The 24,554-nt window shown below is 61.8% G+C and carries 22 protein-coding genes; 13 read left to right on the top strand and 9 right to left on the bottom strand.

The features are described 5' to 3' along the window. Positions 1-185: 185 nt before the first annotated feature. The 4 genes from NKJ55_RS15660 (at position 186) to NKJ55_RS15675 (ending at position 3,129) form a co-directional block, all read left to right on the top strand. Positions 186-569: a DUF6152 family protein gene (locus NKJ55_RS15660; RefSeq protein WP_352450698.1), complete on the top strand. Its 384-nt coding sequence runs from the start codon at positions 186-188 to the stop codon at positions 567-569. Then, on the top strand, positions 570-1,031 hold the full coding sequence (locus NKJ55_RS15665) for a DUF6644 family protein (protein WP_352450699.1): 462 nt from the start codon (positions 570-572) through the stop codon (positions 1,029-1,031). Between the two features lie 362 nt (positions 1,032-1,393). Continuing rightward, entirely contained in the window at positions 1,394-2,749 is a 1,356-nt protein-coding gene (locus NKJ55_RS15670; protein ID WP_352450700.1) for a hypothetical protein, read from the top strand. 107 nt (positions 2,750-2,856) lie between these two features. Further along, positions 2,857-3,129, top strand: coding sequence for a hypothetical protein (locus tag NKJ55_RS15675; protein WP_352450701.1), 273 nt, complete (start codon positions 2,857-2,859; stop codon positions 3,127-3,129). A gap of 103 nt (positions 3,130-3,232) precedes the next feature. Here NKJ55_RS15675 and carB read toward each other — a convergent pair whose 3' ends face one another. After that, on the bottom strand, positions 3,233-6,736 hold the full coding sequence (gene carB, locus NKJ55_RS15680; RefSeq protein ID WP_352450702.1) for a carbamoyl-phosphate synthase large subunit: 3,504 nt from the start codon (positions 6,734-6,736) through the stop codon (positions 3,233-3,235). A gap of 215 nt (positions 6,737-6,951) precedes the next feature. Further along, a complete protein-coding gene (locus NKJ55_RS15685) occupies positions 6,952-7,842 on the bottom strand; it encodes an SH3 domain-containing protein (protein WP_352450703.1) in 891 nt (296 codons plus the stop codon). Between the two features lie 263 nt (positions 7,843-8,105). Here NKJ55_RS15685 and NKJ55_RS15690 point away from each other — a divergent pair, with 263 nt between their 5' ends. Beyond that, positions 8,106-10,532 (top strand): DNA/RNA non-specific endonuclease, encoded by a 2,427-nt coding sequence (locus tag NKJ55_RS15690; protein WP_352450704.1) that lies wholly within the window; start codon positions 8,106-8,108, stop codon positions 10,530-10,532. Positions 10,533-10,638: 106 nt separating this feature from the next. Here NKJ55_RS15690 and NKJ55_RS15695 read toward each other — a convergent pair whose 3' ends face one another. Further along, positions 10,639-11,385: a metallophosphoesterase family protein gene (locus NKJ55_RS15695; protein ID WP_352450705.1), complete on the bottom strand. Its 747-nt coding sequence runs from the start codon at positions 11,383-11,385 to the stop codon at positions 10,639-10,641. 94 nt (positions 11,386-11,479) lie between these two features. Continuing rightward, a complete protein-coding gene (locus NKJ55_RS15700) occupies positions 11,480-11,836 on the bottom strand; it encodes an ArsR/SmtB family transcription factor (protein ID WP_023719360.1) in 357 nt (118 codons plus the stop codon). A 193-nt stretch (positions 11,837-12,029) separates the two neighbouring features. Here NKJ55_RS15700 and NKJ55_RS15705 point away from each other — a divergent pair, with 193 nt between their 5' ends. Both NKJ55_RS15705 and NKJ55_RS15710 read left to right on the top strand, forming a co-directional pair. Beyond that, positions 12,030-13,208, top strand: coding sequence for an MFS transporter (locus tag NKJ55_RS15705; RefSeq protein ID WP_352450706.1), 1,179 nt, complete (start codon positions 12,030-12,032; stop codon positions 13,206-13,208). A gap of 3 nt (positions 13,209-13,211) precedes the next feature. Next, positions 13,212-13,526: a hypothetical protein gene (locus NKJ55_RS15710; protein WP_352450707.1), complete on the top strand. Its 315-nt coding sequence runs from the start codon at positions 13,212-13,214 to the stop codon at positions 13,524-13,526. A gap of 18 nt (positions 13,527-13,544) precedes the next feature. Here NKJ55_RS15710 and NKJ55_RS15715 read toward each other — a convergent pair whose 3' ends face one another. Next, on the bottom strand, positions 13,545-14,144 hold the full coding sequence (locus NKJ55_RS15715) for a LysE family translocator (RefSeq protein WP_352450708.1): 600 nt from the start codon (positions 14,142-14,144) through the stop codon (positions 13,545-13,547). A gap of 53 nt (positions 14,145-14,197) precedes the next feature. On the opposite strand from NKJ55_RS15715, the gene NKJ55_RS15720 reads away from it, so the two are divergent. Beyond that, positions 14,198-15,106 (top strand): LysR family transcriptional regulator, encoded by a 909-nt coding sequence (locus tag NKJ55_RS15720; protein ID WP_352450709.1) that lies wholly within the window; start codon positions 14,198-14,200, stop codon positions 15,104-15,106. 53 nt (positions 15,107-15,159) lie between these two features. Here the strand turns inward: NKJ55_RS15720 and NKJ55_RS15725 are convergent, their stop codons facing one another. Continuing rightward, positions 15,160-15,813, bottom strand: coding sequence for a dihydrofolate reductase family protein (locus NKJ55_RS15725; protein WP_352450710.1), 654 nt, complete (start codon positions 15,811-15,813; stop codon positions 15,160-15,162). Positions 15,814-15,967: 154 nt separating this feature from the next. After that, the gene (locus NKJ55_RS15730; protein WP_352450711.1) at positions 15,968-17,335 is read right to left on the bottom strand and encodes an Nramp family divalent metal transporter; all 1,368 of its coding nucleotides are present in this window, start codon (positions 17,333-17,335) and stop codon (positions 15,968-15,970) included. 236 nt (positions 17,336-17,571) lie between these two features. On the opposite strand from NKJ55_RS15730, the gene mntR reads away from it, so the two are divergent. The 3 genes from mntR to NKJ55_RS15745 all read left to right on the top strand — a co-directional run bounded on the left by mntR (position 17,572) and on the right by NKJ55_RS15745 (position 20,586). Then, positions 17,572-18,027 carry a manganese-binding transcriptional regulator MntR gene (gene mntR, locus NKJ55_RS15735; protein ID WP_023678308.1) on the top strand — a complete coding sequence of 152 codons (456 nt, stop codon included), beginning with the start codon at positions 17,572-17,574 and terminating at the stop codon, positions 18,025-18,027. Between the two features lie 222 nt (positions 18,028-18,249). Continuing rightward, positions 18,250-19,167, top strand: coding sequence for a KPN_02809 family neutral zinc metallopeptidase (ypfJ, locus tag NKJ55_RS15740; protein WP_352450712.1), 918 nt, complete (start codon positions 18,250-18,252; stop codon positions 19,165-19,167). 150 nt (positions 19,168-19,317) lie between these two features. Beyond that, the gene (locus tag NKJ55_RS15745) at positions 19,318-20,586 is read left to right on the top strand and encodes a TCR/Tet family MFS transporter (RefSeq protein WP_352450713.1); all 1,269 of its coding nucleotides are present in this window, start codon (positions 19,318-19,320) and stop codon (positions 20,584-20,586) included. A 55-nt stretch (positions 20,587-20,641) separates the two neighbouring features. Here the strand turns inward: NKJ55_RS15745 and carA are convergent, their stop codons facing one another. Then, entirely contained in the window at positions 20,642-21,859 is a 1,218-nt protein-coding gene (gene carA / locus NKJ55_RS15750; RefSeq protein WP_352450714.1) for a glutamine-hydrolyzing carbamoyl-phosphate synthase small subunit, read from the bottom strand. 319 nt (positions 21,860-22,178) lie between these two features. Between carA and NKJ55_RS15755 the strand changes: the two genes are divergently transcribed. Further along, positions 22,179-22,628 carry a GatB/YqeY domain-containing protein gene (locus NKJ55_RS15755; RefSeq protein WP_023678304.1) on the top strand — a complete coding sequence of 150 codons (450 nt, stop codon included), beginning with the start codon at positions 22,179-22,181 and terminating at the stop codon, positions 22,626-22,628. A gap of 56 nt (positions 22,629-22,684) precedes the next feature. After that, entirely contained in the window at positions 22,685-23,242 is a 558-nt protein-coding gene (locus NKJ55_RS15760; protein ID WP_352450715.1) for a GNAT family N-acetyltransferase, read from the top strand. 2 nt (positions 23,243-23,244) lie between these two features. Here NKJ55_RS15760 and NKJ55_RS15765 read toward each other — a convergent pair whose 3' ends face one another. After that, positions 23,245-24,426: an MFS transporter gene (locus NKJ55_RS15765; RefSeq protein WP_352450716.1), complete on the bottom strand. Its 1,182-nt coding sequence runs from the start codon at positions 24,424-24,426 to the stop codon at positions 23,245-23,247. Positions 24,427-24,554 lie beyond the last annotated feature (128 nt).

Consider the following 24,554-nt stretch of genomic DNA (forward strand, 5'->3'; position numbering starts at 1 on the left):
ACGGACGGCTCCCTTGTTTGAGATCTCAACGAACTCATTCTGGCACATCCGATGCCGTCGGGCGCCGTCCACCCCATCATGCCGTTGCCATGGCTGTGGAGCGCAGCGAACCAAAAGGCCCTCATGTGATTTGACGCTGCCGCGCGCTGACCTACCCTCTAATGCCGGAACCGGGGAGACGAGCGATGCAGTCACCTTTCAACCGGAGCGTCATGCTGGCAGCGGCGGTGATGCTTGCCGCCGCCACCGCAGCCTATGCCCATCACGGCTGGTCGTGGACGCAGGACGGATTTTTCGAACTCAAGGGCAAGATCACGGCCATCTATATCGGCAACCCGCACGCCACGCTGGATGTCGACGCGAAGGGAGAGGCCTGGCGGGTGGAGATGGCGACGCCGTCCCGCACGATCGCCGCCGGCTTCACCGAGGAGGTTGCCAAGGTTGGCGACGAGGTGACCGCGATCGGTCATCGCTCGCGCGATGAGAGCGAAAAGCGCATGAAGGCAGTCCGCATCATCGTCGGCGGCAAGACCTATGACGTCTATCCCGACCGCGTGCCGCCGGCCTGAATGGACGGGTTTTTCGCCGGCATCGAGCAACTCGCTTTGGTGCGGGGACTGAAGGCTTCCTTCGTCGCCTACCCAATCGTCAACGCGCTCCACATCATGGCGATCGGCGTGCTGCTGACCAGCGTCTGGCTCATGGACCTCAGGATCCTGGGCGCCTTCCGCTCGCTGCCGCAGGCGGCGTTCGTGGCGCTGCTGCGCCGTACCGCATTTGCCGCGTTCGGCGGTGCGCTGGTCACGGGCTCGCTGCTGTTTTCAGTCAGGGCGAGCGCGTATGCGGCGATGCCGATCTTCCTCGCCAAGATGACGCTCATCCTGCTTGCCGGCGCCAACTTCCTTGTCTTCGTGCGCCGCGCAAAAGGCGGTCAGGAACCGGCCGGCGGGGCCGTCACGATCCTGGCTGTGCTTTCGCTGGTGCTGTGGACGTCCGTGTTGTTTGCGGGGCGGTTTATTGGTTTTCTTTGAGTCGGCACGTTGACCTCGGATTTCCTGTTGAGCAGCAGTTGCTGGGCCAACGCGAGCATTCGTGTAGCATTGACCTTGCTAATCTCTTCTGCACGCTGCTAGTTTGATTTCTGCGGGCTATTCCAGTCGACAAATCTGAGGGGGGAAAATGGCTGAGTCGGTAGTACTTGATGCTATGATCAAGCGAGATGATTTCGCTATCACAAACACGGCGCCGTCCTCGGGAGAGCCGATAAAGACTCTCTCAATTGAAACACTGAGTTCTAGTGGGATGCTGGTTCCGCTGCTTAGGAAGCCAGATTTTCAACGTGAGACCAATCATTGGTCGCCGATTCAAGTTGTATCATTTCTAGAAAGTTTTTTTGGACAACGAGCTCATACCCTCAATAATATTGTGGAGATCTACCCAGTTCGTTTTTGTTATTGATGGCGGGCATCGACTAAGTGCCCTTAGAGCGTGGATCGACGATGATTACGGCGATGGACCAAATTCTATTGGGTATTATTCGAATGAAATTAACAGTGCGCAACGCAGAATTGCGAAAAAAGCAAGGGATATGGTGGAGTTGAAGATCGGTAAATATTCATTACTACGAGACGCTTTGATCAAACCTGAAAATCATCCCGAGCAGCGCGTTGTTCGTGCGAGGAATATGGCGACCAGATCACTCTCTCTGCAATGGGTAGAGGGTGATGCAGACAAGGCTGAAACTTCATTTTTCAAAATAAATACGCAAGGAACTCCCTTGGACGATGCGGAGGAAACGCTACTCCGAAATCGCAATCGTTCGATCGCAATCGCCGCTCGCTCAATTATTCGAGCGGCCACTGGTCATAAATACTGGTCAAAATTCTTAGACGATAATCGAGCTAAGATCGAAACGTCGGCTAAGAAATTGCACTCTCTGTTCTTCAATCCAGAAGTAAATCAGCCTATAAAGACCTTAGATTTACCTCTTGGCGGCACAAGATCGCCGATACAATCTTTAGACATGCTTATGAATCTGATTTCGCTAACGAACGCAGATCAGGGCACAATTCGGCGACCGCTTGGTGAATTTCCTGAAGACCCAGATGGAAGTGAGACCGTCAAGGTTTTGGAGACATGCAGCAGGATAGCTGCGAGATTAACGGGTACCGGGCCTAGCAGCCTAGGACTTCATCCCGCTGTGTATTTTTATACGGAGCGCGGGCGACATCTTCCGGACCTGCTCCTTGGTTTTCTGCTTTTGTGCAGGAACAAGCTCCAGAGTAATGATCCCACGTTCTTTCGGAAATTTACCGAGAATCGCAAGAAGATTGAAGATTTTCTAATTGAAAATAAAGCGAGAATTACGCAAGCGTTGCAGATAGTGAGAAGTAAAAATCGCGTTGAGAAAGTATCTGATCTATTCAATTACCTCATACAATCCTACGACGAAGGGAAAAATCCGACAGACAATGAAATTATTGCTGTCATCGCGCCAAATTCAGTTTCGAAGATTTTGTCCATAACCCAAGGAGCCGATGGAGAGCGATTTTCCGATGATGCAAAGAGCGCAATATTCATTCGGCAAGCCCTGAAAAACGCCATGAAGTGCCCAATTTGCCATGGCTATCTAGATCCAGCGAAATCAAGTTCGTATGATCACGTGGTACGAGTGCAAGATGGTGGCAAGGGGGGTGATCTAAATGGTCAGATAACCCATCCTTACTGTAATACAGCTATGAAAAATTGATGTAGTTGATCAGCTGCCAACGTCAGTTCTCTCGGCTAGACGCCTCTCTACGAGAGTTATCGGTCGCTGCCATTGGTTCGCTTTTCGGTAAGGCCAAATCACAACTGATGGATGAGGCAGCGATGGACATAACGAGAGATCAACGCGATGCATGGTCGAGGCGGGCTGAAAATCGTGAATGGGAAGCAATTATTGCTCCTCAGTACAAGGCACCTAATGGCTTTGTGAACCTCGAGGCGCTTCATGAGATTGCGCGGCTCAATGGACTGATGGATACAGGTTCCAAATACGACCAATTGAATGCTGGGCAGATTGCAATGAATGTTAGAAACCGGCTTCGAGTCCTGTGGAAGCAAGGGATATTAAAAGTACCACGTTAGAAGGTACCGTCAGTTATGTGACTTTCTCCAGAAGATGGGTGGAACTGCCCCTCATCCGCTTGCCGGCACCTTCCCGTTGCACGGGGAGAAGAGATCTAATCGCCTAGGCAAAATACTCCTGCAGCGGCCGTACTTCCAAACTCCCCGCCTTCAACGCAGCAATCGCCTCGGCCACCGCAGCCGCCCCCGATAGCGTCGTGTAATACGGCACTTTCTGCATCAGCGTCGCTCTGCGCAGCGACTTCGAGTCCGACACCGCCTTCTGGCCGTCCGTGGTGTTGAAGACGATCTGCACCTGGCGGTTGCGGATGGCGTCCTCGATGTGCGGGCGGCCTTCCAGCACCTTGTTTATCTTCTCGGCGACGACGCCGTTTTCGGCGAGGAAGCGCTGCGTGCCTGAGGTTGCCAGAACCTTGAAGCCTTGGCCGGCGAGGCGCTTGACCGCCGGCAATATGCCTTTCTTGTCCTCGTCGCGCACCGAGACGAACAGCGTGCCCGCGCGGGGGAGATCGACACCCGCCCCGAGCTGGCTCTTGGCGAAGGCGAGCGCGAAGTCGCGGTCGAGGCCCATGACCTCGCCGGTCGAGCGCATTTCCGGGCCGAGCAGGATGTCGACGCCGGGGAAGCGGGCGAAGGGGAATACCGCTTCCTTGACCGCGATGTGGCCGGGATTGCGCGGGTCGGGCATGGCGCCGTAATGGGCGAAGGCGTCTTCCAGGCTCTCGCCGGCCATGATGCGGGCGGCGATTTTCGCGATCGGCCGGCCGATGGTCTTGGCGACGAAAGGCACGGTACGCGACGCGCGCGGGTTGACCTCCAGCACATAGACCGTGCCGTCCTTGATCGCATATTGCACGTTCATGAGGCCGCCGACATTGAGCGCGCGGGCAAGCGCTGCCGTCTGGCGCTCCAGCTCGTCGACCAGCTCGGAAGGCAGCGAATGCACCGGCAGCGAGCAGGCGCTGTCACCGGAATGGATGCCGGCCTCCTCGATATGCTCCAATATGCCGGAGACGTAGGTCGACTTGCCGTCGCAAAGGCAATCGACGTCGACCTCGATGGCGCCCGACAGATAGGTGTCGAACAAAAGCGGGTTCTTGCCGAGCAGCGTGTTGATCTGGCCGGTCTTGTCGTTGGGGTATTTCTGCTTGATGTCCTCCGGTACCAGGCCGGGCACGGTGTCGAGCAGATAGGATTGCAGCATGCTCTCGTCGTGGATGATCTGCATGGCGCGGCCGCCGAGCACGTACGACGGGCGCACCACCAGCGGGAAGCCGAGCTCGCCGGCGACGAGGCGGGCCTGCTCGACCGAATAGGCAATGCCGTTCTTCGGCTGGCTGAGGCCGAGCTTGTGCAGCAGCTTCTGGAAGCGGTCGCGGTCCTCGGCCAGATCGATCATGTCGGGCGAGGTGCCGAGGATCGGGATGCCGGCCTTCTCCAGCGCATCCGCCAGCTTCAGCGGCGTCTGGCCGCCGAACTGGACGATGACGCCGACCAGCTCGCCCGACGCCTGCTCGGCGCGCAGGATCTCCAGCACGTCCTCCGGCGTCAGCGGCTCGAAATAGAGCCGGTCGGAGGTGTCGTAGTCGGTCGAGACGGTTTCGGGATTGCAGTTGATCATGATCGCCTCGAAGCCGGCGTCGCGCAGCGCAAAGGCGGCATGGCAGCAGCAATAGTCGAACTCGATGCCCTGACCGATGCGGTTGGGGCCGCCGCCGAGGATGACGACCTTTTTCCGGGATGAGACCTGCGCCTCGTTGGCCAGCGCGCCAGCGAACGGGACCTCATAGGTCGAATACATGTAGGCGGTGGGCGAAGCAAACTCGGCGGCGCAGGTGTCGATGCGCTTGTAAACCGGATGAACGTCGAGCTTGTCGCGTATCTTCTGGACCTCTTCGACGTCCTTCCTGACCAGGGATGCTAGGCGGGCATCGGAGAAACCCATCGCCTTCAGCATGCGCAGATTGGCGGCGTCCTCGGGGATGCCGTGCTCGCGGATGCGCGCCTCCATGTCGAGAATGCCGGCGATCTGTTCGAGGAACCACGGGTCGATCTTGCACATCGCGTGCACGTCTTCCAGAGAGGTGCCCATGCGGATCGCTTGCGCCACCATGCGCAGCCGGTCCGGCGTCGGCGTGCCCAAGGCGGCGCGGATGGCGTTGCGGTCGTCGACGTGGCTGGCAGCTGTCGTCCCATGGCCGATGCCGGGGATCTCGATTTCGTCCAGACCGGTCAGGCCGGTCTCCAGCCCGCGCAGCGCCTTCTGCAGCGATTCCTGGAAGGTGCGGCCGATGGCCATGACCTCGCCGACCGATTTCATCGAGGTGGTCAGCACTGGCTCGGCGCCGGGAAACTTCTCGAAGGCAAAGCGCGGGATTTTTGTCACGACATAGTCGATGCTCGGCTCGAACGAGGCCGGCGTTGCTCCGCCGGTGATGTCGTTCTCGAGCTCGTCCAGCGTGTAGCCGACGGCGAGCTTGGCGGCGATCTTGGCGATCGGAAAACCGGTCGCCTTGGAGGCCAGCGCCGACGAGCGCGAGACGCGCGGGTTCATCTCGATCACCACCAGGCGGCCGTCGGCCGGGTTGACGGCGAACTGGACGTTGGAGCCGCCGGTCTCGACGCCGATCTCGCGCAGCACCGCGATCGAGGCGTTGCGCATCATCTGGTATTCCTTGTCGGTCAGCGTGAGCGCTGGGGCGACGGTGATCGAGTCGCCCGTATGCACGCCCATCGGGTCGATGTTCTCGATCGAGCAGACGATGATGCAGTTGTCGGCTTTGTCGCGGACAACCTCCATCTCATACTCCTTCCAGCCGAGTACGCTCTCCTCGATCAGCACTTCGGTGGTCGGCGAGGCGTCGAGGCCGGACTGGACGATCTCGAAGAATTCGGCGCGGTTGTAGGCGATGCCGCCGCCGGTGCCGCCCATGGTGAAGGAGGGGCGGATAATTGCGGGCAGGCCGACATGGTCGAGCGCTTGTGCTGCAATCGCCATGGCATGGCTGATATAGCGCTGCTTGCGGTCGCCTTCGCCGAGGTTCCAGCGCGTTTCCAGAGCGTCGAGCGCGGCGTCGAGATTTTCGGGCTTTTCCGCCTTCAACTCGGCGCGTTCGGCCTCGTGCGTCTTGCGGTCGGCATTCTTGACGTCGGTGGCGTTGGCCAGCATCGACTTCGGCGTTTCCAGGCCGATCTTGTTCATCGCCTCGCGAAACAAAGCGCGGTCCTCGGCCTTGTCGATTGCGGTGGCGTCGGCGCCGATCATCTCGACCTGATAGCGGTCGAGCACGCCCATGCGGCGCAGCGACAAAGCGGTGTTGAGCGCGGTCTGGCCGCCCATGGTCGGCAGCAGCGCGTCCGGCCGCTCCTTGGCGATGATCTTGGCCACCACTTCGGGCGTGATCGGCTCGATGTACGTGGCGTCGGCCAGTTCCGGATCGGTCATGATGGTGGCCGGATTGGAATTGACCAGGATAACGCGAAAACCCTCTTCCTTCAGCGCCTTGCAGGCCTGGGTGCCGGAATAGTCGAATTCGCAGGCCTGGCCGATGACGATGGGGCCGGCCCCGATGATCAGGATCGACTTGATGTCGGTGCGTCTTGGCATATCGAGGGTCCGTTCGGCAGGCGGCTTGCACGAAAAACCGGACGGGAAGACCCGGCCGGTTGTGCTCGCGATTCTGGTATCAGGCTAGGAGGGCCTTATAGGGAAGAGTTTTGCCGGATGTAACCCCCTAAAATGCGGGTAGGGGAGTAGGGGAGTAGGGGAGTAGGGGAGTAGGGGAGTAGGGGAGAGTTCGAGCGCCCTTTAAACATATTGCCCTACTGCCCTACTGCCTTATTCCCCTTATCACTATCCCCCAGCGCCAACTGGTCCGTGATCTCGAAGCGTTCGGAAGCACCGACGCGGATCATGTTCAGGCTGCCCTCGCGGGTGAAGCGGAATTCGCCGGGCGCGTCCGCACCGGCCGGCTTGCCGGCCTGGAAGCTGATGATGCGCGTGCCGCCATCGGGCCATGTCACGGTCACGTCGATCTTGTCGCCGGTGTGCACGACGTGTGCCTTGCAGCTCGTCATCGGCTGGCCGAGATAGCGCGCGCAGGGGATGGCGTTGCCGGCACCGGGTACCGGTGTCCCCGGCGGCTGAAGCCGCGCAACGGTCTGTGCGTCGGCCGGAGGCGCCGCGTTGGCCGCGCCGAAATTCCGGACGGGGTCCGCAGCCACGGGCGGCGATCCATCAACCTGTCCAGTCGAGGGGTTTCCAGCGGCCAGGGCCAAGCGGTAAGCGTCCTCGATCGCCACCTTGCCGATTGCGTCAGCGGAGTTCAGCACCGTTTCGGGAGCGGTCGCGCCGAGGCGCGTTGTCAGATCGGGCAGTGGTTGAGAGGCAGGGCTCTCCGTATTGGCCGCCGCCTGGGGTGTCACTTGCTGGGGATTGATAGGATCGAGGTAGCGCGCCGGCGCCCATCCGCTCAGTTTGGGGTCGTCAATGTCTTCAACCTTGCACCATTTGTAACCGCTGACGTCGCCGCAGCCGAGATTTTTCACGCTCGAACCGCTCGGCAGCCGCGCCTCGATCTTGCCCATGGCCGACGCCGTGGCGCGCACGTTCAGGAGATCATCCGGAGCAAGACCCGTCACAATCGAGATAATGGGCTCCGGCTCCTGGCCGTTGGCCGGCAACTCCGCCAGCATCAGCGGAGCGGCAACCATCGCAAGCAGCGTCGTCGGGAGTGTTACTGTGCGCCTAATCATCTGCCATGGGCGGTAGGTTCAATTGCCGAAGGCGCGGCCAGGCACGAAAACGCCATCGCACGCCAGCCGGTTTTTATAGGCGACGAGACGGCGCTGTGTAAGCCCGAAAAGGTGCCGCGTGTTGAATCGCGACCAGGCCACTTCCGTGAACTAACAGCCGGCAAAATATTGCACATTTCATGTAAATATGCACTCTCTCAAGTAAGGTTGAGGAGGGCAATATGGTCGACCTTGAAATATTTGCGCAGGTGGAAAACATAGTTCGCCAGCGTATCAAGAAAACGCGCGCCGAGATTGAGGCTTCACTTGGTCACATCGCCAACGGCAATCCGCTGGCCGCCGAACAGACCCTCTCCAGGCGCCTCGACAGGTTGCAGGTAAAGGCGTCGCTCAGCCGCACCGAAGCGGAGATGATATCGGCAGCGATCGACATGAGGTCTGCCGGGGAAAGAAAGGCCGCCGCCAAGCAGCCAGGGCCGGAGGCAATTCTCGGCCCAACGCTCGATTTCATCGGGATCGCATTCCTCGAGCGTGGGCGCCGTGCTGCCGATGCGGTTGGCCGCGTTGCCTTTCTCAACGGCAATCCACAAGGATCGGGTTTTCTGGTCGGGCCAAGGCTGTTCCTCACAAACAACCATGTGATTTCGTCGCCGGCGGATTCCCGGCGCTTCCAGGTCCAGTTCGATTATGAGCAGGACGGTGCGAATGCCGTGCGTACGCCGACGACGTTCCTGTTCGATCCTGAATCCTGTTTCGTGACCGATAGCATAGAGGGTCTGGACTATACGCTGATCGGAGTTGGCGAGCGGCGTTCCGGTCCAAAGGAACTGGGGGAGTTCGGTTTTATCTCGCTGTCGGATGCGCGCGACAAGCATATGCTCGGCGAAATCGCCAACATCGTCCAGCATCCCGATGGCCGCTTCAAGGAACTGGTGCTGCGTGAAAACCGGTTGGTGGCCCGCGACGAAACGGTGCAAGTGCTGCACTATGTCGCCGACACCGAACAGGGTTCGTCCGGCTCCCCGGTCTTCAACAATGAATGGGAACCTATCGCCCTGCACCATTGGGCCGGCCCGTTCCACGAGGTGACGGGCATAGGTGGCTATGCGCTTGCGCGCGAGATCAACGAAGGCATACGGATCAGCGCCATCGTTGACGATCTGGGTGCTAGAAAGTCCAAGCTGCCGGGCTCCTCGGCATCGGCGGTTTCGCAAGCTCTGGCGATTTGGGCCGGCATGCCGCGCATGATGGACGAGACAGTTCGGCTGAACGCCGATATTCGCGAAGATGTGCCGGACAAGCCGGTGCAGCGGCCGGAACCGGATCGCAATCCGCCGGCGACGAGACACAATGCCGATGGCTCGGTCACCTGGACTTTTCCCATCGAGATAAATGTCCGGGCGCCGCTGATCGACCGCGACGGAGGCGATGCGAGACGAAACGACGGCAAAGGCCCGGCAAGCGAACCCGGGAAGGTGGCCATCGCCGAGGCCGCGGGTTGGAAAACAGAGGATTTCGACGATCGTGGAGGGTATGAGCCCGGCTTCATACCGGGCTTTGTCCTGGCAATGCCGACGGTTGCCAATTCACCCTACCGGTTGGCCAAAAACCTTCTTGCCAAACCGGGAGAGGACCCACACGAATTGCGCTACCATCATTTTTCGATCTTGATGAACGCCGATCGCAGGCTTGCCTTCGTCACCGCCTGCAATATCGATGGATCCCGCACCAAGGCGGTCAATCGTGAGGACAAGACGGTCATCGACGACCCGTCGCTTATCGAATTGGGGGTGGAGTCGATTTCCGGTTCGGAAGCCAGCGATGCTTTCCGGCCGGATCGGCGCATCGACCTTGGCGAGCAGATGACCCAGGAATTCTATTCGAGCCAGAATGTGCCTGGATTTCCCGTCGCAAAATCCAAGGAACGAATCGCTCGAATGTTCCAGAAGGGCCATATTACACTTCGCGGCGACCCCGCATGGGGCGTCGATCAGGAGGCGGTCGCGGCAGAACGCGACACGTTCTTTTATACCAATGCTGCGCCGCAAGTCGGCTTCTTCAATCAAGGAAGCTCGCTTAACCATCCCGGCTCCAAAGGGAAGTTGAGATGGCGCGCGGTAGAAACCTATGTGCTGCGCAACGCCTATACGATGCGAGGCCGTGTCACGGTGTTTGCCGGGCCAGTGTTCGGCGAGGACGATCCTCCTTACCGCTTCGAAAGCCATGTTCCGCTGAAGTTCTGGAAGATCGCGCTGTGGTCCGATCAAGCTGGCCTGCGCGCCATCGCGCTGCTGGCGGACCAGAAGCCGGTTTTGGAAGTGATGCCCGAAGCGTTCGGCGAGCGTGCCGAGGCATTCGATGACCCGCTTGAAATTGCCAGGGTATCGGAGTTCCTTTCGACGGTGGCCGAGATTGAAGAGCTGACCGGCCTGAACTTTGGCCAGCAGGTGCGCGACGCCGACATTCGGGCCGGTTCCGAATCCGCCCCAGCACAGAGTTTCAACCCAACGCAACTAGCGCCCAAGACGTCACGGCCAAAGGCTTCGGCGACCAAGACTTCGACGTCCAAGACTTTGGCGTCCAAGACTTCGGCGGCCAGCGCCCGACATCCTGCCAAGCGATCGAAGCGATCGGCGTCTGACGACTGAAGATTGGACCGGTCGCGACTTCTGCCGCTCGAAGGCGGTCATCCGTTCAGCTAGGCATGAGCAAGCTCAGCCTGGGATGAGCAAGCTCAGCCCGGGATGAGCAAGCTCAGCCCGGCATGAAGCCGGTACGCAGCGCGTGGGCCCATTCGGGCCGTCCCGCCTGCTCGGCCTGATACGCAGCCGCCTCATGGTCATAGTCGACGGCGATGGATTCGAAACGATTAGGATGCAAGTCGACGATGCCGTAGCGGGCGTGCGGCGAGCCCTGCTCGGAGACATGCGCCGGCGGCGTATCATCGTGATAGGCCGGGCAGCCGATGCTGCCCGGGTTGAAGATGACCGGACCGCCGGGAATGCGGACCAGCTCGCTGCGGTGGCTGTGTCCACAAAGCATGATACGGCAGGTGGCATCGATCGCGCCGAGCCGCCGTTCGATGGCGGCCAGCGGCGCGCGCACCAGCCGGCCGTCGAGGATCGCGTCAGTCAGGTATTTTTCGTCGTGGTCGGGCCGGGCGTGGAAGGCGAGTATGCCGGGCGCCACCTTCAGCGTGAGGGGCAGCGCAAATAGCGCCTCGCGTTGGCCTGCGGTCAGCCGTTCCTGCGCGTAGCGGTCGGACGGCCATATGGTCTCGTCGGCGGTGTCGCGGGCAACGCGGCGGTCGTGGTTGCCGCGCACCGTCGGCAGGTCGAGCGTCTCGAGCCTCTCCATGGTCTCGCGCGGCCAGAGCGGGCCGGAAACGCAATCGCCGAGATTGACGATGAGGTTGGCGCCGCCGCGCTGCCGCAGATCATCGAGCACGGCGTCGAGCGCCAGGACATTGCCGTGGATGTCGGCGAGGACGGCAATGCGCATGGCAGGCTCCGTTAATTGGAATGGCTGGAGGGCAGGTGAAGCTATTTTGCTCGTCTCGCGAAGCGGGCGAGAGCGGAACCCAGCTTCGGGCCGTTCAGGCGCGGACTTCGATCTCGTGGCCGCCAACCGCCGGCAACGATGCGTCGTCGCCGGCCGCGGCAATCACGCTGTCGAGCAGGCCCGGGAAGCGGCGGTCGAGATCGTCACGGCGCAGCGTGATCAGCCGGCTGGTTCCAACCGCCTCGGTGCGGGTGACGCCGGCCTCACGCAGCTTGGCCAAATGGTAGCTCAGATTGGTCTTCGAGCAGAGATCGAGGAACCGGCTGCAATTCAGCGGAACGCCCTCTTTGCTGGCGAGATAGCGCACGATGGCCAGTCGCGTCGGGTCGCCGAGCACGGCAAGCACGTTCGGCAGGCTGATCTGGTCGGCGGTGGGATGGGGCAAGGTCATGCCCAGGAATTAAGCACATTCGGAGCCGATTTCAACGCATCTCCTCTCGTGGCTAATGGACACATAGTTTCGTTCCGTCGCCCCGTCCTGACACCGGGCTGTCAGGATGGTTCGGCTATTTTGCAGCGGCTTTATTGACATCATGCCCTGTTATGTCCAATTGTTCAATAACCTTTGAACTAAGGAAATTGCCATGGATAAGCGCCTCATCTGGCTTGCGCTCGGATCGTTCACGATTTCGACCGAAGGTTTCGTCATCTCCAGCCTTTTGCCCGACATTGCAAAGGATGCCGCCATCTCCGTTCCGCTCGCCGGCACGCTGATCACCGCGTTTGCGCTCGCCTATGCGATCGGCACGCCGATCCTGGCAACGCTGACCGGCGAATGGGACCGGCGCCGCGTCATCCTGTGGACGCTGGTGTTCTTCGTGTTGGGCAACGTCGCCGCGGCGCTAAGCTCCTCCTTCGAATTGCTGTTGATCGCGCGCATCGTCATGGCGCTGTCGTCAGGCTTGTTCGCGGCGACCGCACAGGGAACGGCCGTTGCGCTTGTCGACGACCATCATCGCGCCCGCGCCATTGCCGTGGTCGTCGGCGGCACCACCGTGGCGGTCGCGGTCGGCGCGCCGCTCGGCGCGCTCGTTGCGACGGTTGCCGGCTGGCGCGGCACCTTCTTTGCCATCGCCGGCCTTGGTGCGCTCGCCGGCGCGATCCTGTGGTACCGGCTGCCGCGCGGCATCGTCGGCACCAGGCTGCCGCTCCGGATGCGGCTGGCAGCGGCACTTCGCCCCGGCGTCATGCCTATCCTGGTGACGACGATCCTGGCGCTGATCGGCGCCTTCACCGTCTTTGCCTTTGTCGCGCCGCTCGCCATCGAAGGCGGCGGACTGAGCCCGATCGCGTTGCCCGGAATGCTGCTCGCCTTTGGCGTTGGCGCGGTCATCGGCAATATCGGCGGCGGTCAGGCCGCCGACCGTTTCGGCGCGACGCGCACCGTCTGCTGGTCGCTGGCGCTGAGTGCTGCCATGCTGGTCACGTTTTCGCTGATCCCGATGTTCCTGCCGCGCGGGATCGCCGGGCCGGCGCTCATGGCCATGATGGTGCCGTGGGGCATCGTCGGCTGGGCGTTCCCGCCGGCGCAGGCTAGCCGTATCATCAAGCTGGCGCCCGATGCCGCGCCCATCGTGCTATCGCTGAACGCTTCGGCGCTCTATCTCGGCGTGGCACTGGGTGCCGTGGTCGGCGCCGCGGTGCTGCGCTATGGCGCACCGGCCGACCTCGGTGTGGTCGCGGCGGCATTCCCGATCATTGGTCTGGGCGTGGTGCTGGCGGGCCATCTGGCGGCGCGTCCGGTGGCGATGCCGGCCGAATAAGGCTTGTTAGCGGAGCTTGGCTGCCCGCCGCCGATAATTCAAGTCGCGGCGGGCGGTGCGTCAAAATCCAGCGCGGCGATTTCGTCCAGCGCCGAATTCTGGGAAGTTGCCGGAAGCGACCTCGCCGACGTTCCGCAAGAAATCGTCGTGACCGCCGACGATCTGGTCGATGCAGCGCTGGTTGGCCTGGCAAAGGGTGAAGCATTCACGGCACCGGGTCTTGCCGATATTGCCGGGGTGGATGCCTTTCTTGGCGTCCGGCAAGGCTTCTTCGGCAGTCTTCTGGCGGGCAAGCCGGCGGCGCGTTACGCTGCCTGACATGGCTAAAGACTGATCTTACGCTGTCCGCCACATCGGGATGATCGAGGCGGCCAGCAGCAGGCCAAGCATGATGTTGAGCATGCGCCACTGCCGCTCGGTTCGCAGCAACCGGGCGAGCAGCGTGCCCGCCACGCACCACGCCGCCAGCGATAGGGCCGCTGCAAGACCGAAGACCGTGCCGAGCAGCACGGCGAGCTGCAGCGGCCCGTTGGCGAGCGCGGCAAAGGATGCCGCCGCTCCCAGCCCCATGGCCCAGCCCTTTGGGTTCATCCATTGCAGGCCGGCGCCGCCCAAAAAGCTGTTCGGCTTTGCCATGGCCACGTCCAGATTGGGCGGACCGCTGCGGCCGATCTTGAGGGCAAGCCACGTCAGATAGAGGGTACCGGCCATTTTCATTGCCAGTTGCAGCGAAGGAGCGGCGGCCAGCAGACCGGCGAGCCCGGCAGCACCTGCCGCAGCCACCGTGGCCAGGCCGGCCGCACTCCCGGCCATCAGCGGGATAGAGCGGCGAAAGCCGAACTGCGCGCCGGACGCCGTCGATAAGGTCGTCGCCATGCCGGGCGTTGAGGTTGAGACCAGCGCGAACAGGACGAGGGGAAGGACGGTTTCAAACATGCTGCTTCCTTTGAAGCCCGCACGGTAGGCTGTTCGGCTCATCAGTAAATGCAATGTTTGCTATGACACGCATTAGCAAATATAATAGCTGGATGCTCCGCAACCTCGATACTGCCCTGGTTCGAACCTTCGTCACCGTTGCCGACAAGGCCAGCATGACGGCGGCGGCCAACGCGCTGCATTTGACGCAGGGTGCCGTCAGCCAGCAGATCAAGCGTTTGGAAGAGGTTCTCGGCTGCAGCCTGTTCGATCGCGATCGGCGCGGATTGCGATTGACCCGCTCCGGCGAGCGATTGTTCGGCAAGGGCAAGCGCCTGCTTTCCCTCAATGACGAGATCTTGGCGGAGATGGCGGGCGATGCGGTTGCCGGTCAGGTGCGGCTCGGGGTGCCGTACGACCTTGTCGGCACCTTGCTTGCGCCGGTGCTGAAGGCCTATGCCGAGGCCTATCCGCAGGTCGAGATCTCGCTTGTCTGTGCTTCGTCGCCAGAGTTGGCCGCAGCCTTGGCGACCGGCACGATAGAGCTCGCGGTGATCGAGGAGCCGATCGGTCGGTCGGCCGGTGAATGCCTTGTTGTTGATCGGCTGGTCTGGGTCGGCGCCAAAGGCGGCGCCGCCCGCGGCAAGCGGCCCTTGCCGGTTTCGATGGTCGCCGAGACCTGTGCGTTCCGCCCGGTGGTGCTGGAGGCGCTTAACGAGCATGGGCTGGAATGGCGCACCGTATTCGAAAACGGCAGCATCGACGCGACGACGGCGACGGTGCGTTCGGACTTGGCCGTCACCACCTGGTTGGCGTCGACCGTGCCTGTCGACCTCGACATTTTGGCCAACGATCCGGAGCTGCCGTCATTGCCGAATTTTTCGATCAATCTGCATTTGCCGAAGCACGACGTCGCGCCGGCTGCACTGGCATTCGCGGGCCACCTCCGCGATGGGTTGGCACGGCGACGAGAGGCGGCTTAAAAACAGCAAAAAGGATGGCCAGTGTTCAGCCGTCCTTGATCGCCCCGCGGCATCTACTTCCAGTTCTTGCGCCGCTCGATCTCGGCTTCGGACGGCTGCTCCGTGGCAAATGACCCGGTCTTGATCTCGCCGGAGCGTTCATAGCTCGCCATGAGGACGCCGGTGGTCGATGCCTGCGAACGGGTCAGCTTGAAGGCGGCAGGTATCGTGCCGCTGCCGAACAGTTTTTTGCCCTTGCCCAGCACCAGCGGGAAGATCAGCAGGCTGATCTCGTCGATCAGGTCATTGGCGAGCAAGGTCTGGATCAGCTCGCTCGATCCCTGAATGAGCAGGTCCGGGCCGTCCTCCTGCTTCATCCGGCGCAACGTCGCCACGACATCGCTGCCGAGCGGCTGGCTGTTTTGCCAGGACAGCGAATCCGGCCTGTGCGTCGCCACATATTTGGTGACGGCGTTGAAGCTGTCGGCGATCGGATCATTCTTCTGATAAGGCCAGTGGGCGGCGAAGATGTCGTAAGTCCTGCGGCCGAGAAGCAGCGCGAACGGTTTTGAAAACGTCTCGCCCATCTCGGCGCCCATCACATCGTCCCAGTAGTGAAACGTCCAGCCGCCGAATTTGAAGCCGCCGACAGGGTCCTCTTGCGGGCCGCCGGGCGCTTGCATGACGCCGTCGAGGCTGACGAATGTTGCGGCGATGATCTTCCTCATTGGAGCTCCCTTTCCCTGATCCGTGCCGTCATGGCCGGAGTTCGAGCCAAGGACGGGCGAACGGACATTTATCCGACAGCGGCCGGCAAATTTCCAGGGTTGGAAGGGCGGATGACTGCCGACCTTGTTGCGTCGGCTTGGAGAAGAGAAACGCTCAGCCCAGACCGACGACCGTATCGTAGAGCAGCTTGAAGTTGAGCACCAGGATGAGCCCGGCGACCACCCAGGCCAGCACGGCAACAGCGCGGGAAATGGCGAAATTGCCCATCTTGCGCTTGTCCGAGACGAACTGCACCAGCGGTACGACAGCGAAGGGGAGCTGCATCGACAGGATTACCTGGCTGAAGACCAGCAACTGGCCGGTTCCCTTCTCGCCATAGAGCGCGGTGACCACCACCACCGGGATGATGGCGATGCCGCGCGTCAGCAGGCGGCGCGCCCATTGCGGGATGCGCAGCCGCAAGAACCCTTCCATCACGATCTGGCCGGCGAGCGTCGCCGTCACCGTCGAGTTCAGGCCGGAGGCGAGCAGCGCTACGGCAAACAGGATGGAAGCGATGCCGAGGCCAAGCAGCGGCGACAGAAGCTCGAAGGCCTGGCCGATCTCGGCGACGTCATGATGACCGGTGCCGTGGAACGCCACCGCCGACACGATCAGGATGGAAGCATTGACGAACAACGCCAGTATCAGCGCGATGGTCGAGTCGGTCGTCGCCCATTTGATGGCATCGCGCTTACCGCGATCGGTGCGCTCATAGGCGCGGGTCTGCACGATCGAGGAATGCAGATAGAGATTGTGCGGCATCACCGTGGCGCCGATGATGCCGATGGCGATGTAGAGCATGGCCGGATTGGTGACGATCTCGGACGACGGCACGAACATCGCGTGCAGGATGGAGCCGACCGGCGGGGCGGCGGCAAAGATCTGAATGGCGAAGCAGCCGAAGATGATAATCAAAAGCGCTATGATGAAGGCCTCGAGGAAACGGAAGCCCTTGTTCATCAGCAGCAGCAGCAGGAAGGCATCGAGCGCGGTGATAATGGCGCCGCCGATCAGCGGAATCCCGAACAGCAGTTGCAAGGCGATCGCCGTGCCAATGACCTCGGCCAGGTCGCAGGCGATGATGGCCAATTCGCAAGCGACCCAAAGCATGAAATTGACCGGTCGCGGATAATAGGCGCGGCACGCCTGCGCAAGGTCGCGGCCGGTGGCGATGCCGAGCCGGGCGGCGAGTGCCTGCAGCAGGATCGCCATCAGGTTCGACAACATGATGATGAAAAGCAGCGTGTAGCCGAATTGGGCCCCGCCGGCGAGGTCGGTCGCCCAATTGCCCGGATCCATATAGCCGACCGAAACCATGTAGCCCGGCCCCATGAAGGCGAACAGCCGGCGAAGCCAGATCCCCGAGTGCGGCACCGCGATCGTTGCGTTGACTTCGCGAAGGCTGGGCTGCTCGTCGTCCTCCGGGCGGGCAAATCGCCACATGGACCGGGGGGCTGAGGTGGCTTCGGCTTCCGACATGAATGGCTTTCCACTGGAACGATCGATGTTGTCTCCTTATCTATGCCACGGCTGAACATTATGCAATATGCTATATTTCATTGTCTGAGCTTTTTCTTGTGGCCGCTTGGCCATGCGGCCGGAACGGCAGTGAACGCCGGTTGCGCCGGCCACCGAATGGAAATAAACGGCCAGAACCAATAGGGTTCCGTGTTATGACACGCAATGTCGATTCAAACTGCCGGGAGGAGCGCGTATTGGCGCTGAAGAAAAGACCGGTTCCTCGCGAAAAGCCGCTGCCTGACGCAGAAATCCACTCGGAAGGCTTCAGGCAGACGCGTGAAGCGCGCCGCAGCGCGCTGGTCGAGGATTATGTCGAGCTCATCGCCGACCTGATCGAGGATGGCAACGAGGCGCGCCAGGTCGATATCGCGGCACGGCTCGGCGTCGCTCAGCCGACGGTGGCGAAAATGCTGACGCGGCTGTGCGCCGACGGGCTGGTCTCCCGGAAGCCTTATCGCGGCGTGTTCCTGACCGATGCCGGCCGCAAGGTTGCGGAAGAGAGCCGCATTCGCCACCAGACGGTCGAGGCCTTCCTGCGCTCGCTCGGGGTCAGCGCCGAGACGGCGCGCATCGACGCCGAGGGCATCGAGCATCATGTCAGCGCCGAGACGCTCGAAGCCTTTCGCAAGGCAATAATCGCCGCCCGCTGAAAAGCACGGCCAGCGTATCTCTTCGCGCGACTCGCTTCCCACGAGCAGGGTGAACGGCACAGACCTTGCGATGTCTCGGCCAGAGCAGGCAAGCGTCAGCAAGCATTGCTTCTTCGCACGAAAAATACTGTGACTTGGCGTAACCGTTGAGATAATTGTTGTCGTGTCCGATCGAACCGGGACACGGCCCGATCGGCCGGAAAATTGCATCACGGGGTTGCCATGCTCTGGAAGGGCCGTCGTCAGAGTGACAATGTCGAGGACGAGCGCGGCCAGAGCGGCGGGCTTGGCGGCGGGCCGGGGCAGTTTCGCATCCCGATCGGCGGTCGCGCCGGCGGCGGCGGCATGTCGGGCATTATCATCGTAGGGTTGATTTTCCTGGCAGGGTGGTATTTCGGCTTCGACCCGAGTCAGATCCTCGATAACAGCGGCTTGCAGCCCGGCGGCGGCCAGATCACCGACAATAGCGGCGAGCAAGGCGGCGGCACCGGTGCGCCGGCATCCGACGAGATGAAGCAGTTCGTGTCGACCGTGCTGGCCGAGACCGAGGATACCTGGACTGGTATTTTCCAGTCCGAGGGCCTGACCTATCAAGATCCAAAACTGGTCCTGTTCAGCGGCCAGATTCGCTCCGCCTGCGGTTCTGCCTCGTCAGCGGCCGGACCATTCTACTGTCCCAACGATCGCAAGGTCTATCTCGACACCACCTTCTTCCAGCAGCTCGATCAGCAGTTCGGTGCCTCGGGCGATTTCGCACAGGCCTATGTGATCGCGCATGAGGTCGGCCATCACGTGCAGAACCTGGTCGGCATCCTGCCCAAATTCAACCAGATGCGGCAGAGCATGGGCGAAGCGGACGCCAACCACATGTCGGTGCAGGTCGAGCTGCAGGCCGACTGCTTTGCCGGCATTTGGGCACATTTCACCGGCCAGAAGGGCATCTTGGAACAGGGCGACATGGCGGAGGCACTGAACGCCGCCAAGCAGATCGGCGACGACACGCTGCAGAAGAAGATGCAGGGCTACGTCGTGCCGGAAAGCTTCAACCACGGCACGTCGCAGCAGCGGCAGACCTGGCTGGCGCGCGGCTTCCAGAACGGCAAGCTTTCGGACTGCGACACGTTCAACAACCCGATCTGAGCCGACGGTTTTCTCGTAATCCGAGAGACTGGATCGCAGTCAGGGGATGTCAGGATGAAAGCACTCGGGCCGTTCCCTCATTGTTCCCAGCGATGTGCTCGCCTATAAGGTGTGTTCCCGTTCGCTCGGGCGGCCCGAGGAGATACCATCATGATAGACCCCAAAACCGCCAGGCGGGGCCTTGCGCTTGTTTTCACCACCCTGCTGCTCGACATCATCGGCTTCGGCATCATTATGCCGGTGCTGCCGGCCTATCTCAGGGAATTGACCGGCGTCGGCATCAGCGAGGCGGCTATCGAGGGCGGCTGGCTGTTCTTCGTCTATGCGGCGATGCAGTTCGTTTTCGCACCAGTGATGGGCGGGTTGAGCGACCGGTTCGGGCGGCGGCCAATTCTGCTCGCCTCGGTGCTGACGTTCGCTATCGACAATCTGATCTGCGCTATCGCCTGGTCCTATCCGATGCTGTTCATCGGCCGCGTGCTGGCCGGCATTTCCGGCGCCAGTTATTCCACGACATCGGCGTTCATTGCCGATATCTCGACCGACGAAAATCGTGCGAAGAATTTCGGGCTGCTCGGCATTGCTTTCGGCGTCGGCTTCGTCATAGGGCCGGTTCTGGGCGGGTTGCTCGGCACGTTCGGGCCGCGTGTGCCGTTCTATTTCGCTGCCGGGCTTGCTTTCGCAAACTTTCTGATCGCGCTGTTTCTGTTGCCGGAAACACTTGATAACAAGCACCGTCGCCGCTTCGAGTGGAAACGCGCGAACCCGGTCGGCACGCTCGTCCAGATGCGCAACTACGAAGGTATCGGCTGGATCGGACTTGTCTTCTTTCTGATGACGCTGGGGCACATGATGTATCCTGCGGTCTGGTCGTTCGTCTCCAGTTATCGCTATGGCTGGAGCGAACAACAGATCGGCTTCTCGCTCGGCGCTTTCGGCCTGTGCGGGGCGATCGTCATGGCGACAGTCCTGCCGCGCGTGATCCCTAAGCTTGGCGAGTGGAAGACGGCGGTAATCGGTCTGGCATTTACCGCACTCAGCGCCTTCGGCTACGCCTTCGCGTCACAAGGCTGGATGATCTATGCAGTGATCGTCGTTGGATGTCTCGAGGCGTTGGCCGACCCGCCGCTCAGAAGCCTGGCGGCCGCCAAGATGCCACCTTCCGCCCAGGGTGAACTCCAGGGCGCGATGACCTCGATCTTCTCGATCACCTCGATCATCACACCGCTGCTTTATACGGCGATCTTTTCCTGGTTCACGGGCCCGACCGCGCCCGTGGTTTTCGGCGGTGCACCGTATCTGCTCGGCGCGATTTTCCTCACGCTGGCGCTCGTCGTGTTCGTCACCAGGGTGGCCAAGCCGACGCCGAAGGAAGTCAAACGCATGCACGCGCAGGAAGCGGTGACGGACGGGGCTTGATCGGCGCCGGGAGCCCGGCCGGCGCCGTCAATCAAATCCGTTTTTACGCAATGCGCTAAACACGCTCGGCCAGTGCCGGCTCGCCGCGCTTTTCGCGGATGAGATTGACGAAGCGGCGAAACAGATAGTGCGAATCCTGCGGGCCGGGCGAGGCTTCGGGATGATGCTGGACCGAGAAGACCGGCCTGCCGGTGAGCGCAAGGCCGCAATTCGAACCGTCGAACAGCGAGACATGCGTTTCCTCGACGCCGCTCGGCAATGAGTCGGCGTCGACGGCAAAGCCATGGTTCATCGAGACGATCTCGACCTTGCCGGTGGTGTGGTCCTTGACGGGATGATTGGCGCCGTGGTGGCCCTGATGCATTTTTGCGGTCTTGCCGCCCAGCGCCAGCGCCAGCATCTGGTGGCCGAGGCAGATGCCGAAAAGCGGGATTTCGGTCTTCAACAGATCCTGGATGACCGGAACGGCGTAGTCGCCGGTGGCTTCCGGATCGCCAGGGCCGTTGGATAGAAAAATGCCGTCGGGCCGCATCGCCAGGATCTCCTCGGCGCCGGTTTTTGCCGGCACCACAGTGACCTTGGCGCCGAGGCCGGCCAGCAGGCGCAATATGTTGCGCTTGACGCCGTAGTCGACGGCAACGACGTGCATCGACGGATCAGCCTGTTCGCCAAAGCCCTCGTTCCAGACCCAGGGCGTCTCGCGCCAGACCGAGGACTGGCCGGAGGTCACCTCCTTGGCGAGATCAAGCCCGATAAGCCCTGACCATGCGGCGGCGCGGCGCTTGAGGTCATCGACGTCGAAGATACCGTCGGGCGCGTGCGCGATGACGGCATTGGGCATGCCCTTTTCGCGGATCAGCGCGGTCAGTGCCCGCGTGTCGATGCCTGAAAGTGCGACGATGCCGCGCTTCTTCAGCCACTGGTCGAGACCGGTTCCGGCGCGGTAATTCGACGGGTTGGTGACATCGGCCTTGAACACGGCGCCGACGGCGCCGGCGCGGGCCAGCGGGTTGAGGTCCTCGATGTCTTCGTCATTGGTGCCGATATTGCCGATATGCGGAAAGGTGAAAGTGACGATCTGGCCGGCATAGGATGGGTCGGTGAGTATCTCCTGGTAGCCGGTCAGCGCGGTGTTGAAGCAGACCTCGGCGACGGCGGAGCCGGTGGCGCCCAGACCGCGGCCCTCTATGACAGTGCCGTCGGCCAGCACCAGCAGGGCTGTCGGCCTCTCGCTGGCCCAAGGGGGGGTCGACGCGGCTGTCATCGTTGCCATGGCGGCACTCCTAAAGGTTGCGCCCTCAGTCGGCGCAGCAAAAGGCGCGAAGCGGCGATCTCACAGCCTCGGCGCGCTAAGTTTTCACTTGTGCCTGTCGTTGCCCAAAACCGCTACGCATTTTTGGGCGACGTGCACTAGAATTCAATTCATGCAAGGCCCAGTACATAGGGGAAGGCGCCAAGGCGGTCAATGATGCCGCGCCGTGCGAGCCTAGATTTATTTCGTCGAATAATATCAGCGGTTTGCCGGACGCTATCGAGTTTGCCTTGAGCTATCGGCACGACTATTGTCCGCGGCATTCGAAGGAGAAAGCACTATGCGAGGCAAAATCGCCGAATCCCTGAAGAGTGCGATGAAGGCGCAGGACAAGCGCCGGCTGCCGACATTGCGGCTGATCCAGGCGGCCATTCATGATCGCGACATCGCCAATCGCGGCGCCGGCAAGGAGCCGGCCAGCGACGACGAAATCCTGCAGATCCTGGCCAAGATGGTGAAGCAGCGCGAAGAATCGGCCAAGGCGTTCGATGACGGCAAGCGGCCGGAGCTTGCAGCGCAGGAGCGCGACGAGATGGCCATCATCCGCGACTTCCTGCCGACGCAACTGGGTCAGGCCGAGACGGAAAGCGCCGTCCGTTCCGCCATCGCCGAGACCGGCGCTAGCGGCGTCAAGGATATGGGCAAGGTGATGGCGGCGCTCAAGGAGAAATACGCCGGTCAGATGGATTTTTCCAAGGCGAGCGGCATCGTCAAGAGCCTGCTTCAGTAAGCTGCCGAAGGCCCTTGCCGTCGCGCCCGCAATCCGGCAGCCAAAAGCTCGCGCCCGTGATCGAACTCGTCAAACCGGCGCTTGAACACCTGCCGTCCTACAAGGCGGCCCTCGAGCGCGGCTGGTCGCCGGACAATGTGCGGCTGCTCGACGCGACGCGCGAGCAGCTTGCGGCTATCGAAAAGGATCCAGCGACTTTCCTTGGTGATCTCGACGATTCCGATGGCAAGGGACCGCCGATCACATTGCCCGACGGTTCGACGGTGCCGCGGCTGCCCGGATTCCGGCGCTGGATCTGGGACGGGGAAGTCGCAGGCTCAATCGGCCTGCGCTGGCAGCACGGCACCGCGGCGCTGCCGTCGCATGTGCTCGGCCACATCGGCTATGCGGTGGTGCCGTGGAAACGGGGACGCGGCTATGCGACCGAGGCGCTGCGGCTGATGCTGGTGGAGGCGAGGGCGGTTGGCCTGCCCTTCGTCGAAATCACCTGCAAGCCTCACAATGTGCCCTCGCAGATGGTCGTTCTGGCCAATGGCGGCCGGCTCGTCGGGCGTTTCTTCGAGGACGCCGCCTATGGCGGCGCGGAAAGCCTGCGCTACCGGATCGATCTGTAGCCCTATTCGGCGGCAGCCGGCAGCGGCGGCGCAGCCCGGCTTCGCCATTCCCAGACATGCGAGGCAAGCGCAACCGCGACCGCGACCAGCATGGCGATCGCGCCAACCACCGGCAGGCTGCGATAGCCATAGCCGGCATTGAGCATCGCCGCGCCGAGCGATGCGGCGAGCGCGATGCCGACATTGAAGCCCGACGGGATGAGCGACGAGGCAAGGTTGGAGGCGTCCGCGGTCCAGGTCAGGATGCGGGTCTGGATCGGCGTGCCGATGGCAAAGTTGAGGCCGCCCCAGACGAAGATCGCTATCACCATCGGCAGCGGGTAAGGGCTGACAGCGTAGATCAAGGCGAGCATTGCCGCCTGCAGGAAAAGCATGGCGATGAGCGACGGCATCAGCTTCCAGTCGGCGAGCCGCCCGCCGACGAAGACGCCGATCGTTGCGCCGACCCCATTGAGCAGGAGCACCCAAGGTATCCATTTCTCGTCGAGGCCTGTGACCTCAAGCAGCGTCGGCGTGATGTAGGTGAACAGGCCGAACTGGCCGATCATCAGCATCAGCATAATAATGAGCGAGGTCCAGACCTGCTGGCGTGCGAGCACGCGGACCTCGCTTCCAAGGCTCGCCGACGGGCTCGACGATCCCGTCTTGCGCGGCAGCAGGGCGCCGATTGCCGTGAAGGCCACCACACCGAGCGCGCACATCACCCAGAATGTCGCACGCCATCCCCAGATGTTGCCGATTGCCGTGCCGGCCGGAACGCCGATTACGTTCGATACGGTGAGGCCGGACAGGATCAGCGCCACCGCCATGCCGCGCTGGTCTTCGCGCACGAGGCCGACGGCCACCACCATGGCAACGCCGAAATAGGCGCCATGCGCCACGGCCACCGCTATCCGCAACAGCAGCATCGAAGCGAAGTCGGGCGCCAGCGCGCAGGCGGCCTGGCCGATGGTGAAGGCTGCAGTCAGTCCAAGCAGCAGGGCCTTGCGGGAGAACCTTTTGGTGGCGAGCGCCAGCAGCGGGCCGCCGACTGCAATGCCGCCGGCATAGCCGGAAACGAGATAGCCGGCGGTCGGGATCGCGACGCCAAGGCCCTCCGCCACCTGCGGCAGCACGCCGGCGATGACGAATTCGGTGGTGCCGAAGGCAAAGGCGGCAATGAACAGGGCAATGAGGGGGAGCATGGCGGAAAGGCGATCCTCGGATAAGGTCGCCTCAAACCACGGATGAGGGCAGTGGGCAATCCAGAAATTGTCGACGCCGCTTTAGCTTTTCTTGATCGCCGGTCAGGCGCCCGCCGCGGAGGCAAGAG

Origin of the sequence: Mesorhizobium sp. M0106 (assembly GCF_040322715.1) — a bacterium.
In the GTDB taxonomy this organism is placed as follows: Bacteria; Pseudomonadota; Alphaproteobacteria; order Rhizobiales; family Rhizobiaceae; genus Mesorhizobium.